We start from the raw sequence: 14478 nt of genomic DNA, 5'->3' as shown, positions 1-14478 counted from the left end.
CACGCGCGATGACGACCGCACGGTGACTCACCTTGCGGTAGTTGCCATTTCCACCACCTGTGGCGGGGCGCCTCCGAGCCCGCGTCCCCGACCGCGCGGTCTTGATTGTGAGTTCCGTGAGAGTTTTCCGCCCCCACCTCCGCATCCGCCCGCTACGCTGCCCGCGTGCCGCCCCGGCGAACGCCGCGCATCCAGGTCACCGGCCGTGCCCGCGCCGGAAAAACCACCCTCTGCCGCGCTCTCTCCCTGCTCACCGCCGAGGAGACCCGGTCGATTGACCAGCCCGGGCATCCGGCCCCGATCCTCGACGCCGACCTTCTCCTCTATGTCCTGCCCGGCCTGGCCGACCCCGCAGACCGCCGCATTCTCGCCACCCTGCCCCCGGCCCGGACCCTCGTCGCACTGAACAAGGCCGACGCCATCGGCATCCGCTGGTCCGACGCGGCCGCCGCCGCCGAGACCCTCGCCACCGACCTCGGCCTGCCGGTCTTCCCGGTGGTCGCCACCCTCGCCGCGCGCACGCGCGCGGGCGCCCTCACCGATACCGATCTGACCACGCTGCGCCGCTACCGCGACGACCCGGACCCACCCCTCACCCTGTCCCACGACCTCTTCCTGGCCCCGGATGTCGCCCCCGGCCGCGACGCTCGCCACACCCTGCTCGACCGCTGGGACCTGTACGGCGTCTCGTGCGCCTTGACCGCCCTGCGTCACGCGCCACGTCTCCCGGCCCAGCTCCTGCTCCACATACTGCACTGCGCCAGCGGAATCGACCCGCTCCACCGCGAACTGCACCGCCGCTACGAAGCCGCTGCAGCCGAACCGGCCGAATGATCCGCCTCGCGACGGACGATCTCGCCGTGGCCCCGCCGAGATCGGCGGGGCCGAATGCGTCGACCGGGCAAGCCGAACGCATCGGCAGGAACGAATCAGCGGTGTTGATGCCAGCACACCGTCCCACCGAACCACCGCTCCCGCGGCCGGACTCGGACCTGCCACAGCCGGATACCCTCCCAGAAGCCTCCGAGGCGACGGCCCGTGTCGCGGAACCCGTTGCGGCGCAGCCCGAAACGGGCCCCGAGAGCGAGCGGAACCCCCGGACCGCGGGCCATGGCCTCGAATTGCCGCCGCCGGTGCGGGTCTCCGCGACGCGAGACCCGCTGTCGATCCCGACCCCGAGCCTCCGGCAGGTCACCGGGCCCGGAGCGCAGCCCACGGCCCAGGTACCGGCCGGAGGCGGTGGCCTCGACCTGCCGCCGTTGATCCGGACCGCCGCGAGCGAGCCGAACGCGCCGGTGGCGGCCGAACCCGCGACCGGGCCGCGTCCCGATCCGCACGGTGACCGTGGGCGCCGGAGTCAGCGACAGCGGCAGCCTGAAGAGGTCGATCTCATCGCCGAGCTGCCAGAGGGCCGGCGCAGTCCCGGGGCCGCGGTAGGCGAAGCCGGCCCGGCCCCGGTATCGGGAGCGCTGCCCGAGGCCGCGGAATCCGTTGTCATGCGCTGGAATCCGCACGGACTGGCGTTGCTGCGCGGAATGCTGGTCCCGGAGCCGCCGGCGCCCCCGGCGGTCGCGCTCATCGCCGCGGACACATCCCTCGCCGCCGCATTGCGGGTGGAACTGGCCCGGTTGCAGCCGCGTCTCGACCTCATCATCACAAGCGCCGCGGCGGACGGTGGCCGGGTGGGCGACGGCAAGCTCAGCGCTGGAACCGATGCGCCCGACGGGAACGATGGCGATGACCCGAGGTCCCGGCCGTACCGTGTGGCGCTGGTCGTACTCGATGCCGGTGCGCTGATCGGCGGAGAGCTGCTGGGTCGGGTGCGGGGATTGCGGGCCGACGGCACGCGGATCGTGTTCGCGCTCGACGGGATTCACGCACACCGCGAGTGGCGGGAGGTGCGGAAGCTGGACGCGGAGTTACTCGAGGCGGCCGGGACCGGCGGGGACGAGATCGTGCCGGTATCGGGGCGGATGGCGGCGGTCGGGCGAGTGGCAGGGGATGCGGCGCTGGTGGATCGGTCGGGGGTGGGGTTGTTGCACGCGCGACTGGTGGCCGCGGCGGGGGCCGGGGCCGTGGGGGATCAGATGGCGATCGTGCGGGAGCGGGTGCTGGAGGAGACGCGGCAGCGGATTCGGCGGCAGTTGGGGAAGGTGCGGGACGGCGGGGACGTGGCGGGGTTGCGGGAGGAGCGGGCGCGGTTGCTGGCGGTGGGGGACGGGGGTCGCGGGGCGGCGATGAGCGTGGTGCGGAATCGGGCGCAGTTGGCTCGGGTGGAGCTGTTGCACGAGGTCGGGGCGCGGATTCGGGGCTTGCACGGCGAGCTGCGCGATGAGATCGACGGGTTGGCGCGGAATGCGCTCGCCGAATTTCCGCGGCGCGTCGGCGAATGTGTGGAAAAACTCACACAGGAGATGGATCGGTCGATTCGGTCCCGGATCGGCGAATTGTGCCGTCAGGTCGAGGAATCCGTCGCGGCGGAATGGCATATATCTTTTCCGGCCCCCGCGGACCGGGCGTCGAGCGCCGCGCCGACGCCGGGACCGCGGCTGCGGGCCGTCGAAGACCACCTGGTCCTGGTGCTGGGGGCCTCGGCGGGGTTCGGGCTGGGGCGGCTGCTGGTGACGCCGCTGGCCCTGTTGCAGGCCTTCGACTACGCGATCATGCCGATCAGTCTGGTCCTGGGTGCCGCGGGCGCGGGCTGGGTGGTGCGCGCCCGCCGACGCCTCGCCGAGGGCGCTCACCTGCGGCAATGGGTGGCCGACGCGCTGGTCGACGCCCGCGCGGGACTGGAACAGCGGGTCGCCACCGCCCTGGTGGACGCCGAGGAACGGCTCACCGACGAGGTGCTCGGCAGTGCCGCCGCCCGCATGGTCGAAACCGATTTGCGGGTCGGTGAATTGGAGGCGCAATTGCGGCACGCGGCGCAGCGGCGACCTGCGCTCGTGCAGGCATGCGAACGTGACCTGGTCGCACTCGAATTCGTATAGCAGCTGGTCGGAGGTTTCGACCCGGTACCGACTGGACAACCCGATTCCGTACAGCGCGATATATGGCGTTAACCTCTATGGCAGGAACCAGGGCATCCGCCGAGTTCCTGTACATGCGTCCAGCCGGTATGGGCGCACGTGCGGGACCGACGGGAGCCTTGCCGCAATTGGTGGCACTCGGTGTCGCGAGCCGCGCTCCTCGGCTCGATGCTCATCGGGGCCGCCCATCTCAGGAGAGTTTTCATGACCTCAGCGACCATTCCTGGTCTTCACGATGGCACCGCGCCCACCGAGCACAAGGAACTGCTTGCCTGGGTACAGGAGGTCGCAGAACTCACCCAGCCCGACCGCGTGGTCTGGTCGGATGGGTCCGAAGAGGAAGCGGCCCGTCTCTCCGAGCAGCTGGTCGCCGCCGGCACCTTCAAGAAGCTGAACGAGTCGAAGAAGCCCAACTCGTACCTGGCGCTCTCCGACCCCTCCGATGTGGCCCGCGTCGAATCGCGCACCTACATCTGCTCCAAGAACGAGGCCGACGCCGGTCCGACCAACAACTGGGTCGACCCGGCCGAGATGCGCGCCACCATGACCGAGCTGTACCGCGGCTCCATGAAGGGCCGCACCATGTACGTGGTGCCCTTCTGCATGGGCCCGCTCGGCGCCGAGGACCCCAAGCTGGGCGTCGAGATCACCGACTCCGAGTACGTCGTGGTCTCCATGCGCGTGATGACCCGCGCCGGCCGGGCCGCCCTCGAGAAGCTGGGCACCGACCGCCCCTTCGTGAAGGCGCTGCACTCCGTCGGCGCCCCGCTCGCCGAGGGCCAGGCCGACGTGCCGTGGCCGTGCAACGACACCAAGTACATCACCCACTTCCCCGAGGACCGCGAGATCTGGTCCTACGGTTCGGGTTACGGCGGCAACGCGCTGCTGGGCAAGAAGTGCTACTCGCTGCGTATCGCCTCGGCCATGGCGCACGACGAGGGCTGGCTGGCCGAGCACATGTTGATCCTCAAGCTGATCTCGCCCGAGAACAAGGCCTACTACATCGCCGCGGCGTTCCCGTCGGCCTGTGGCAAGACCAACCTCGCCATGATCCAGCCGACCATCCCGGGCTGGCGCGCCGAGACCCTCGGTGACGACATCGCGTGGATGCGCTTCGGCGCGGACGGCCGACTATATGCCGTCAACCCGGAGTTCGGCTTCTTCGGTGTCGCCCCCGGCACCAACCGCAGCTCGAACCCGAACGCCATGGCCACCATGGAGGCCGGCAACACCGTCTACACCAACGTCGCTCTCACCGACGACAACGACGTGTGGTGGGAGGGCCTCGAGGGCACTCCGGACCACCTCGTCGACTGGAAGGGCAACGACTGGTACGAGCGCGAGTCGGAAACCCTCGCCGCGCACCCGAACTCGCGCTACTGCACCCCGATGTCGCAGTGCCCCACCCTGGCCCCCGAGTGGGACGACCCGCAGGGCGTGCCGATCTCGGCCATCCTGTTCGGCGGTCGCCGCAAGACCACCATCCCGCTGGTGACCGAGTCCTTCGACTGGCAGCACGGCGTGTTCATGGGCTCGACCGTGGGCTCCGAGCAGACCGCCGCCGCCGAGGGCAAGGTCGGCACCGTCCGCCGCGACCCGATGGCCATGCTGCCGTTCATGGGCTACCACGTGGGTGACTACCTGAACCACTGGATCACCCTCGGCAAGAACGCCGACGCCCAGGCGCTGCCGAAGATCTTCTACGTCAACTGGTTCCGCCGTGGCGACGACGGCCGCTTCCTGTGGCCCGGATTCGGTGAGAACTCCCGCGTGCTGGAGTGGATCGTCGGCCGCATCGAGGGCCGCTCCGAGGCCACCGCCACCCCGATCGGCAATGTGCCGGTCGCGGCGAACCTCGACCTCGAGGGCCTGGATGTGACCGCCGGCGACGTCGACGAGGCCCTCGCGGTCAACGTCGAGGAGTGGCGGAACGAGCTGCCCTCGATCGAGGAGTGGTTCCAGTTCATCGGCGACAAGCTGCCTTCGGGCCTGCGTGACGAGTTCGAGGCTCTCAAGCAGCGTCTCGCGTAAGACCGAACGAAAAAGGCTCGCCCGCACGGATTGTGCGGGCGAGCCTTTTCGTTCAGCTGGTTACGCGGTGCCCATGGGCATGAGCAGGGACTTGGTCTCGCAGTAGGCGTCGAGGCCCTCGGGGCCGTTCTCGCGGCCGATGCCGGAGGTCTTGTAGCCGCCGAAGGGCGCGCACGCGTCGAAGGCGTACCAGTTGATGGCGTAGGTGCCGGTACGCACCTTCGAGGCGACCGTCGCGCCGTGCTCGATGTCGGCGGTCCACACCGAACCGGCGAGGCCGTAGTCGCTGTCGTTCGCGATCGCGATGGCCTCCTCCTCGGTGTCGTACGGGAGGACCGACAGGACCGGGCCGAAGATCTCCTCGCGGGCGATGGTCATGCCGTTGTCCACGTCGGCGAAGACGGTGGGCTGGACGTACCAGCCGGGCAGGTCGTCGGGGCGGCCGCCGCCGCGGATCAGACGCGCGCCCTCGTCCTTGCCCTTGGCGATGTAGCCTTCGACGCGTTCGCGCTGCGCCTTCGAGATGAGCGGGCCGAGCTGGGCGGCCGGATCGTCGGGCAGGCCCAGCGGGAACAGGTCCACCGATGCGGTGAGGGCCTCCAGGATCTCGTCGTAGCGGCTGCGGGGGGCGAGGATGCGGGTCTGGGCCACGCAGGCCTGGCCGCTGTTCATCAGGCCGGAGAAGGCCAGCTTCGGCATGTCCTCGATGTTCATGTCGGGCAGCAGGATCGCGGCCGACTTGCCGCCGAGTTCCAGCGAACACCGCTTGAGCTGGCTGCCCGCGATGCTCGCGATCTTGCGGCCGACGGCGGAGCTGCCGGTGAAGGTCACCTTGTCGATGCCCGGGTGCGAGACCAGGTACTCGGAGGCGTCGGCCTCGGCGGGCAGCACCGAGAGCACGCCCTCGGGCAGTCCGGCCTCGGCGAAGATGTCGGCCAGCAGGTTGGTGGCCAGCGGGGTCAGCGGCGCGGGCTTGAGGACCACGCTGCACCCGGCCAGCAGGGCGGGGGCGAGCTTGTTGATGGCCAGGAAGATGGGCACGTTCCAGGCGATGACGGCGGCGACCACGCCGACCGGTTCACGCGAGACGCGGGCGGTGCCGAACAGGCCGGTGCGGGACTCGGTCCAGGGGAAGGACTTCCCGAGGCCGGCGTAGAAGTCGAGGGTGGCGCGGCCGGAGACGTAGTTGAGGGTGCTGGCGACCATCGGCGGCGCACCGGTCTCGGCGGAGAGCGCGTTGGCGATGTCCCCGGACTTCTGGTCCAGCAGCGCGACGACGCGCGACAGCAGAGCGGCGCGTTCCTCCGGCGGGGTGGCGGGCCAGGGCCCGCTGTCGAAGGCCCGGCGGGCGGCGGCGACCGCGGCGTCCACGTCGGCGCGGGTGACGACGGGCACGCTGCCGACAGTTTCCAGGGTTGCGGGCGAGACGACGGGCAGGGTGTCGGGGCCGGCCGGCGCGGTCCAGCGGCCACCGATGAACAGACTCTGGTACTCCATGAGAACACGTTACAGTTTTTTGCCCCGGATTGTCCGTGTCCTGACGGCCCATCGTCCCGTTGACCGGGATTTTCTTTGAAATTGGACCTCTCGGTTTCTAAGCACCCTTGTTACCGGCGAGGTAATACGCGGTTTGAAATCTTGGTTGCCCGGCCGTGGCCTATGCTCGGGTCAGAACACCTTTCTCCACCACTTCGGTCGGTTGCTATTCCATAGCTCTTCGAAAGGTAGATCCCCCGCATGGCTGATACGCGGCTCGATGACTTCCTGGTGAATGAGTTGTCCGATACCGACTCTTCGGTGATCAGCACGCCCATGCAGCGCGCGGCGGGCCAATTGCAGCGGGTGTTGCCGTCCGGGTGGCGGGTGGAGGTCGTGGAGGCGACCTATCCGACTGTCCGGAAAGGGCAACCGGCACTGCGGCTTCTGATGCCGGAGGACTGATCCGCGCCGGACGTGTAGCGGCGCAAGCACTTCCGCATACCTGTGGCAAATCGTCAGCGCTCCGAACAATCGAATCCCGAGCTGTCGGTTCGATTTTCGCCGAACGCACTATTGCATTCGGAAGCCATAGCGAGCATGCTTTATAGCTACCGTGGATAGCTCGCTCGTAACATGAACCGTTACCGCACAGGGGAGTCCGAGTCATGGCGGTGCAAGTGGTCGGCAGAGCGCTGATGACCAGCGATCTCACGCCGCATCAGGCGAAAAGCGTCGGCGCGGGCGGATGGGTGGTGTCCTTTCTACCCGGCCGGACCCTCACCACAGCGCAAGCCACCGCCGCATTACTGGCGGCCGAGGCGGTTGCCGCCGTGAACGACCTCGCCGGTCAGGTCGGCCTGACCGCTATGGAGACCGTGGGGTTGGCAACCCAGGAGTCACCGTGGGGCGAATCCGAGGCCTGCACCGGCTTCCGCCGGGTGTGGCGGCGCGGCTTCTCCCTCCGCTGAGCGCGCCCGGGTGGGCTAGCGCGGCCGCTTGGCGGCCACCACCACCAGGTTGCTGACCAGCAGCTCCCGCAGCACGGGAACCCGAACGACCCACCATGCCCAGCGCGGGTGGTAGCGCGGGAACACCGCCAGGATCTCGATGTCGTCCGGTGCCGCCGCGGCCCAGCGCACGCCCTCGGCCGCGCTCACCGCGAACAGCGAACGCCCGAAGCGGTTCTTCGGCTCCCGCCCGTGCTTGCGGCGATACCGCCTGGCCGCGTATTCCCCGCCCAGGTAATGCCACGGCCCGGTCTCGTGCCCGCCGAACGGGCCGTGCCACACCGTGTACGAAAACACCATGAGGCCACCGGGTTTCGTCACCCGCAGCATCTCGGCCGCCATCACCCACGGCTGCGGCACGTGCTCGGCCACATTCGAGGAGACGCACACCTCCACCGCGTCGTCGCGGAACGGCAAGGCCATGCCCGACCCGCGCACCGCGCCCGCGACCCGCAACCCGGCCGCGTGCATTTCCGAGGGGTCCGGTTCGACCGGTAGATAGCGCGCGCCCGCGCGACCGAACTCGTCCGCGAAATAGCCGGGCCCGCCGCCCACGTCCAGCACCACGGTGCCGCGCAGCGACTGCCCGGTCAGATCCCGGTAGAAGTCCGACACCAGCTCGGCCGTATCGGTGGCCACACCCCCGTAGAACACGGCCGGATCGGTCTGCTCGAACCGGAAGCTGCCCAGCAACCGCAGCGAGCGTCGCAGCGTCGCCCGGCGGGCGAATCGCGGACGGCGCACTCTGGTCTGATCGGCTCGAAGCACGGCGGCAAGGCTAACCCGCCTCTCCGCGACTTCAGCGGGCGGCCTGGAATCCGCTCACCGCCCTGCACCGTGCCGGCGGGTTCGGAGCCCAACCCGATTCTGGGTATCCCAGTAGTTACTCTCACCTCGCCAAACCAGTCGTTCCGTCGCGCGAGTACCGGATGCGATCCGATGAATGCTCCGGGCTGTCCACTGAAGTTCGGGGGAACCGGTACGGTTGAGCCCATTGTCTGTCCGCCTACCTACTCTGTCCTGGAGATTCGCCCGTGCGTGAAGTGCTGCTGCTGTGCTGGCGCGACACCGGGCATCCGCAGGGCGGGGGGAGTGAGCGGTATCTGGAGCAGGTCGGCGCGCAGCTGGCCGCGCGCGGCGTGAAGGTGACGCTGCGGACCGCCGGATATCCGGGGGCGGCGCGGCGGGAATCGGTCAACGGGATCGAGATCAGTCGCGGCGGGGGACGGTTCACTGTGTACCCGCGGGCGCTGGCCGCCATCGCGCTCGGGCGGGTCGGACTCGGACCGCTGCAGGGGCTGCGGCCCGACGCGGTCATCGATACCCAGAACGGGATCCCCTTCTTCGCTCGCACCGTGACGGCCGCGCCGACCGTGGTGCTGGTGCACCACGGGCATCGGGAGCAGTGGCCGGTGGCCGGGAAGCTCGTCGGCCGGATCGGGTGGTGGATCGAATCGCGGCTCTCGCCGCGCGTGCACCGGGGCGACCAGTACCTCACGGTGTCGCTGCCGTCCGCGGAAGAGCTCACCGCGCTCGGCGTGGACGCGCCGCGGATCGCGGTGGTGCGCAATGGCGCGGAGCCCATCCCCGAATGCGTGCCCGCCGGAGACGAATCCGCCCGCACCCCGCATCCGAGCATCGTGGTGCTCTCGCGGCTGGTGCCGCACAAGCAGATCGAGGACGCCATGGCGGCGGTCGCCGGACTGCGCGACAGCATCCCCGGCCTGCACCTGGATGTGGTCGGCGGCGGCTGGTGGGACGAGAATCTGCGCGCGCACGCCCGGGAGCTCGGCATCGCCGACGCGGTCACCTTCCACGGGCACGTCGACGAGGACGAGAAGCATCGCCTGCTGGCCCGCGCCTGGGTGCACGTGCTGCCCTCCCGCAAGGAGGGCTGGGGACTGGCTGTCATCGAAGCCGCCCAGCACGGGGTGCCGACCGTCGGCTACCGGAGTTCGCGCGGGCTCACCGATTCCGTCGTGGACGGCGTCACCGGGCTCCTGGTCGACGACTCCGCCCAGCTCACCGCGGCCGTCGGGGAACTACTCCGCGACAGCGAGGCCCGCACCGTGCTGGGGGAGAAAGCGCGGGCGCGGGCACGTGAATTCTCCTGGGAGCAAACCGGAAACGGCGTCTACGAGGTGCTGTCCGCGGTGACCCGCGGTCAGCGGGTGAGCGGGCTGATCGCGCCCGCGCGCGTCTGATTCGCCGAAGTCCCGCCGCGACGCGGTGATGATTCCCGGCATCGAGGCATGTGGATCATCGTCGTCATCGCGCTAATCAGCGTTGTCGTGATCGGTGCGGGATTCGCGCTCGGATTCCCGCGGGACTGACCCGCGCCGCACCGAAAAGACTGCGGCGGTGAGGAATCCGCCGGTCAGCAGCGCGGCCCACAGCAGGTGCGCGGCCCCGGCGATCCGGCGGCTGCTCGCGGAAGCCTCGTGCGTGGCGATCTCGCCCGGCACCTTATACAGCTGCACATCCAGATCCGCGTAGACCGGAGTCAGCTGGGCCAGAACGGTTTTCGAATCACCCGACGGCCCGGGCGTACCACCCTCGACCAGCACCCAGCCAACGCCGAGGCCGGCCAGCTCGCGCACGGACCCACCGCGCAGCAGCAGGCTCTCCACGTTCCGGGCGCGCGCGCCCTCACCGGCCACACTGCCGCCGCGCACCGGAAGCTCCCCGGTCTGCAACACATCTCGCGGCAGCATGCGCGGTGCGGGATCCAGCACCGGCGCGCTCCCCGAATACCGGAACTTGCGGAACATCCCGCCCGGCAGCACCGCCACATCACCGGGCGCGCCCACCGCGGCGGCGACCTTCCGCCACCCGTCCGGATAGTGCACCGGTCGCAGTGCGCCACCGACACCCCACGTCATATCCGGCAGCGCCAGGAACAGGATCGCTAGGAAAAGCGCCGCGGCCCCGCCGGTTCGGGCCCGCCGGGGCCGGTCGCTCGTTTCGTCCACCACCAGGCGGGAGATCCAGCGTCCCATCACCAGGCACCCCGCCGCCGCGCACAACGCGTACGCCGGAACCGCCAGCGCCACATACTTCTGGGTATCCCGCAGCAGCCCGGTTCCCGGCACCTCACGCACCAGGAACTCGCCCGCCGCCAGCCCCCACCCGGTCGCCCCGAACGCGGGCAACACGATCGCCGCGAGCCCCAACCACACCAGTCGGCGGCGAACGACGAGTCCGTGGTCGGTCCCCGTATTCGGCACGGTCGCAGCTTCTTCCGGGGATCGGCTGACCACCGTACGCACGCCGGTCGCCACCAGGGCGAGCAACAGCGCAGTCCCCACCAGGGCGAAAAAGGTTGTGCGTGAGCCGGGAACGGCCGTGCCGTTCCAGATGCCGCCCAGCCCGGCGAGGCTGCCCAGGGTGCCGAGCCACGGTTCCGCGCGGGCCGCGAAGGCCGCGACGCCTGCCGGATCGGAGGGTTCCGCGGCGGCGCCGGAGAGCGCGGTCGCGGTGAGCCACGGGGCAGCGGAGAGGATCCAGAGCACCACCGCGCCGGCCAGATTCCGGCGGCCCACCAGCACGAGCGTCACCGTACCGGCGAGCAGGGATCCGGTGGGCGTGAGACCCGCCGCGGCCAGACAGCCCGCCAGCCCGGCCCACCCGCCCACGGAGCCGAGGCGTCGCGTGTGGCGTGCTGCCACGTCCGCGCTCGCTCGAGCTGGGTCCGGGCCCGCGCGTAACCGCCAGGCGAGCAGGGCGATCCAGGGCAGGGCGGCGTAGCCCGTGAGCAGGCTCCAATGTCCTTGGAGCAGACGTTCGGCCACGTACGGATTCCAGACGGCGACGGTCGTCGCGACCAGCTGCGGGCCCAGCGAGATCCGCAACAGGTCGCGGGCCAGGATCGCGGCGCCCCAGCCGGACAGCCAGAGGGCCATCAGGAGAATCGCTTTGACGATCAGTCCGCCGTCGACGACCGCGGACAGGGTGGCGATCAGCGCGTCCTGCGGCACCGCGCGGGGTGCGGCGTCACCGAGCCCGAGCGCGGAGTCGGTGAGATACGAGCGCGGGGTGCTGACGGCGTCGCGCAGGAGCAGGTAGCCGGGGCCGAGCAGCGGGCCCAGGACGATCACGGACAGCAGCAGGCTGTACCCGGCCGGGATCAGCCCGCGCCACCGCCGTTCTCCGCCCACCGCGTTCACACCGGCACCCTACGTTCCGGTCGGTCCGAGATCGGGGACCCGCGAAGGGGTCTCGGCGTCGTCGCGGGCGGTGCGCAGGGTGACCGCGGTCAGGACCAGGGTGGTGACGGCCGCGGTGACCGTGGCGATGAGAATCAGTGTGAGCACCGAGTGGGCACAGGTCAGCATGACCGTCACCCCGACGCCCAGCCCGACCCAGGTGATCGCCGCGGGCGCGGTGCGGTCGGCCGCGATCGCCGACAACAGCACCGCCTGCAGAACGGCGAGCAGGGCGCCGTCGAGCGCGAACAGCCACAGCAGCCCTTGGATCGGCGCGTAGTCGCGTCCCGCGAACAAGGGGGCCAGCGGGGCGGCCAGCGCGGCCCCGAGCACCGTGACCGCGCCGATCCCCATCAGCACCGCCAGCGCGGACCGCATGGCCCGCGCGGAATGCTTGGGCCGCGCCATCTGTGGATACAGCACCACGCCGACGGCCTGCGGCAGCCAGAACGCGATCTTGGCCGCGATCGCACCCAGTGCGTACCGCCCGGCATCGTTCTCGCTGAGCACGATTCGCGAGATGAGCAGATCGGCCGACGACAACGCCATCAATGCCGCCTGCACCTGCGCCGCCCGGAAGACCGGCACCACCCCGAGGGCCGCATCACGCGTGCGTTCGCCGACGGATGGGACCGGAGCCGCCGCCTCGGCCGCACCAGCCTGCGCCGCGTTCCCGGAGCCGCCCGCCGCCGTCCGCCCCGAGGATCCCCCCTGCGTGACTGGGGATTCGGGGTGCGGGGCGCCGACCGTGTCGGCGACGCGCCGGGCGGCGACGGCCGCGACCGCCGCCCCGGCGGCGCCCGCCCAGAGTGCGGGCGCGGGCCCGCCGCCGACCGCGAGCGCGACCAGGGCCGGAGTCACCCGGAGGATCGCCGCGCCGCCCAGCACCCACGCCAGCGGCCGGAATCGGCTGCCACCCTGGAGAATCCCTTGTTCGCCCGCGAGCAGGACCAGCAGGGGAGCGGAGCAGAGCGCGCCCGCGGCGGCCGCGACACTCACCTTCAAGACGAGGGCGACGATCGGCGCCAGCACGACCGCGGCCGCCGCGACCAGTGCGGCACAGCGCAGCGCGAGTGTGCGTACGGCCGTCACGGGTGCGCCGCGAACCACTTCGCGCGCGACCACGTTCTGCAAGGCCAGCGCGGGCACGGCGCACAGCACCTGGATCGCCAGCAGGCTCGCGAAGGAGCTGTATCCCGCTACCCCCAGCCAGCGGCTGGCGAGCAATTGCAGCAGATACCCCGCGACATTCGCGGTCATGGCCCCCGCCGTCACCAAGGTCAGGTCCTTGACCACGGGCAGACGGCGTACAACAGACACGCCCGCAATGCTCCCATCCGGGGTCCGGCCTCCGGCCCGCCACCCCGCGCAACCCGGACGTGTGTCCGTCAACGACAGCGGCCCAGCACCTGAGAAAGGTGCTGGGCCGCCGGGAACGGGTGCCGTCAGGGGCGCTTGTTCATGTCGATCTGCTGGGTCGGCGCGTCGAACGAGGGCGCCGGGCCGCCCGCGGGGGCGGGGACGCGGCGGGCCGGGGTCCGGCCGTCGCCGTTCTTGCCGAGCAGGCCGAGCACGATGCCGGCGATCAGGAACAGCAGGCCGAGGACGCCGAGGATGATGGGCAGGGTGCGGCCGTAGAGCGACAGCTTGTCGATGTTCTCCTTGGCCACCGAGATCTGCGACTCGATGGTGTTCTCGTCGAACACCAGGGTCGACTTGAGCGCGGTCACCTCGGGCTTGTCACCGGAGCGGGCGTAGAACAGGTGAATCTGCTCCTGGCCCTTGATGACGGTGCCGGTGTCCGGCTCGACCCACAGGTCGCGGACGTTGGTGTAGTAGCGCGCCATGGTGACGTCGCCGTCGCCCTCCACGCCCCACTTGGCGGCGGGCAGGGTCAGCTTGTTGGTCGGCGAGTTCGCGACGGTGGACAGGTCGGTGACCGGCGCCGTCATCTGGAAGTGGTAGACCTTCAGGCTGTTGATCTCGGTTTCCTCGACGAACGGGGCGTCGTAGGTCTTGCGAGTGTTGAGATCGAAGTACGGGTACGTCTTCTTCTCGGTGCCGATCGGGAAGCGGTACTGCAGACCCTTGTGCTGCACCGGGTCCATGACCGACTCGCCCTTCTTGTCGACCGTCACGGCGATCGCGCCGTTCGGGCCGCCGTCGACCGACTCCACCGGCTCACCGGTCTTGCGGTCCACCGTGACGCGGTCGATGCTCGCGGTCAGCAGGCCGGTGTCGCCCTGCTTGTCCGTACGACGCAGGGTCTGACCGGCCTGAATGGTCATTTCCGAAGCGTCGGACGGGTTTTCGACGGTGAGGAAGCGCTGCGAGACGAGCGGGACGTTCTGGTCCACCTTCGCCGAGCCGGTCGTCGAAGTCAGCGACTTCGAGTCCAGCACCTCACTGGGCGCCCCGGTCTGCGGGTTGGTCGCGACGGTCGTGATCTCCAGATCCAACGGCGTCTTCGCGAGGCGGCTCACCGTGTACGTGGGAATCATGATGGCAGCGACAAGCAGCATCGCGCCGAGCCCCACGAGTACGCAGGCAACCGTCCTTCTGGTACCGGCACTGAGTGCCATGCAGGTTCTCCTCGTCGTCGAACGCGTGTTTCTTCCAGTACTGCGGTCGCCGCGCAGCACTCGTGAGCCCAGACACTAACAGTCCGAGCGGTCCCTGAGTGCGGCCGAGGCAGGAAAACACCCCGAAACGCCCCCAAGTCAAAAG

General features: G+C 70.2%; 11 protein-coding genes. 6 read left to right on the top strand and 5 right to left on the bottom strand.

Annotation, left to right across the window (positions count from 1 at the left end; all coding sequences use genetic code 11):
- Positions 1–165 precede the first annotated feature (165 nt).
- The 3 genes from ACQPYY_RS33010 (at position 166) to ACQPYY_RS33000 (ending at position 5060) form a co-directional block, all read left to right on the top strand.
- Positions 166–834, top strand: a complete 669-nt coding sequence (locus tag ACQPYY_RS33010) for a GTPase domain-containing protein (RefSeq protein ID WP_433592165.1) — start codon at positions 166–168, stop codon at positions 832–834.
- A gap of 107 nt (positions 835–941) precedes the next feature.
- Positions 942–2990 carry a hypothetical protein gene (locus tag ACQPYY_RS33005; RefSeq protein WP_433594786.1) on the top strand — a complete coding sequence of 683 codons (2049 nt, stop codon included), beginning with the start codon at positions 942–944 and terminating at the stop codon, positions 2988–2990.
- 243 nt (positions 2991–3233) lie between these two features.
- Positions 3234–5060 carry a phosphoenolpyruvate carboxykinase (GTP) gene (locus tag ACQPYY_RS33000; RefSeq protein ID WP_433592164.1) on the top strand — a complete coding sequence of 609 codons (1827 nt, stop codon included), beginning with the start codon at positions 3234–3236 and terminating at the stop codon, positions 5058–5060.
- Between the two features lie 60 nt (positions 5061–5120).
- Here ACQPYY_RS33000 and ACQPYY_RS32995 read toward each other — a convergent pair whose 3' ends face one another.
- On the bottom strand, positions 5121–6557 hold the full coding sequence (locus ACQPYY_RS32995) for an aldehyde dehydrogenase (RefSeq protein ID WP_433592163.1): 1437 nt from the start codon (positions 6555–6557) through the stop codon (positions 5121–5123).
- A gap of 240 nt (positions 6558–6797) precedes the next feature.
- Between ACQPYY_RS32995 and ACQPYY_RS32990 the strand changes: the two genes are divergently transcribed.
- Positions 6798–7001, top strand: a complete 204-nt coding sequence (locus tag ACQPYY_RS32990) for a hypothetical protein (protein ID WP_379102605.1) — start codon at positions 6798–6800, stop codon at positions 6999–7001.
- 203 nt (positions 7002–7204) lie between these two features.
- Positions 7205–7507 carry a hypothetical protein gene (locus tag ACQPYY_RS32985; RefSeq protein WP_379102602.1) on the top strand — a complete coding sequence of 101 codons (303 nt, stop codon included), beginning with the start codon at positions 7205–7207 and terminating at the stop codon, positions 7505–7507.
- Positions 7508–7522: 15 nt separating this feature from the next.
- Here ACQPYY_RS32985 and ACQPYY_RS32980 read toward each other — a convergent pair whose 3' ends face one another.
- Positions 7523–8314 carry a methyltransferase domain-containing protein gene (locus ACQPYY_RS32980; RefSeq protein WP_433592162.1) on the bottom strand — a complete coding sequence of 264 codons (792 nt, stop codon included), beginning with the start codon at positions 8312–8314 and terminating at the stop codon, positions 7523–7525.
- 266 nt (positions 8315–8580) lie between these two features.
- Here ACQPYY_RS32980 and ACQPYY_RS32975 point away from each other — a divergent pair, with 266 nt between their 5' ends.
- Entirely contained in the window at positions 8581–9750 is a 1170-nt protein-coding gene (locus ACQPYY_RS32975) for a glycosyltransferase family 4 protein (protein WP_433592161.1), read from the top strand.
- A gap of 72 nt (positions 9751–9822) precedes the next feature.
- Here ACQPYY_RS32975 and ACQPYY_RS32970 read toward each other — a convergent pair whose 3' ends face one another.
- The 3 genes from ACQPYY_RS32970 to ACQPYY_RS32960 form a co-directional block, all read right to left on the bottom strand.
- A complete protein-coding gene (locus ACQPYY_RS32970; RefSeq protein WP_433592160.1) occupies positions 9823–11712 on the bottom strand; it encodes a hypothetical protein in 1890 nt (629 codons plus the stop codon).
- Positions 11713–11721: 9 nt separating this feature from the next.
- Positions 11722–13011, bottom strand: a complete 1290-nt coding sequence (locus tag ACQPYY_RS32965; RefSeq protein ID WP_433594785.1) for a polysaccharide biosynthesis protein — start codon at positions 13009–13011, stop codon at positions 11722–11724.
- 185 nt (positions 13012–13196) lie between these two features.
- Complete coding sequence (locus tag ACQPYY_RS32960) at positions 13197–14333, bottom strand: DUF3068 domain-containing protein (protein WP_379102593.1); 1137 nt, start codon at positions 14331–14333, stop codon at positions 13197–13199.
- Positions 14334–14478 lie beyond the last annotated feature (145 nt).

It is taken from the genome of Nocardia sp. CA-145437 (assembly GCF_050956485.1).
Lineage (GTDB): Bacteria > Actinomycetota > Actinomycetes > Mycobacteriales > Mycobacteriaceae > Nocardia.
The sequence above is the reverse complement of the archived record's forward strand: the minus strand, read 5'-3'. Positions and strand labels throughout refer to the sequence as shown.

Coding starts and splice junctions, on each gene's coding strand:
- ACQPYY_RS33005 (WP_433594786.1), top strand. CDS start 942: ATGCCAGCACACCGTCCCACCGAACCACCGCTCCCGCGGCCGGACTCG.
- ACQPYY_RS33000 (WP_433592164.1), top strand. CDS start 3,234: ATGACCTCAGCGACCATTCCTGGTCTTCACGATGGCACCGCGCCCACC.
- ACQPYY_RS32995 (WP_433592163.1), bottom strand. CDS start 6,557: ATGGAGTACCAGAGTCTGTTCATCGGTGGCCGCTGGACCGCGCCGGCC.
- ACQPYY_RS32990 (WP_379102605.1), top strand. CDS start 6,798: ATGGCTGATACGCGGCTCGATGACTTCCTGGTGAATGAGTTGTCCGAT.
- ACQPYY_RS32985 (WP_379102602.1), top strand. CDS start 7,205: ATGGCGGTGCAAGTGGTCGGCAGAGCGCTGATGACCAGCGATCTCACG.
- ACQPYY_RS32965 (WP_433594785.1), bottom strand. CDS start 13,011: ATGACCGCGAATGTCGCGGGGTATCTGCTGCAATTGCTCGCCAGCCGC.
- ACQPYY_RS32960 (WP_379102593.1), bottom strand. CDS start 14,333: ATGGCACTCAGTGCCGGTACCAGAAGGACGGTTGCCTGCGTACTCGTG.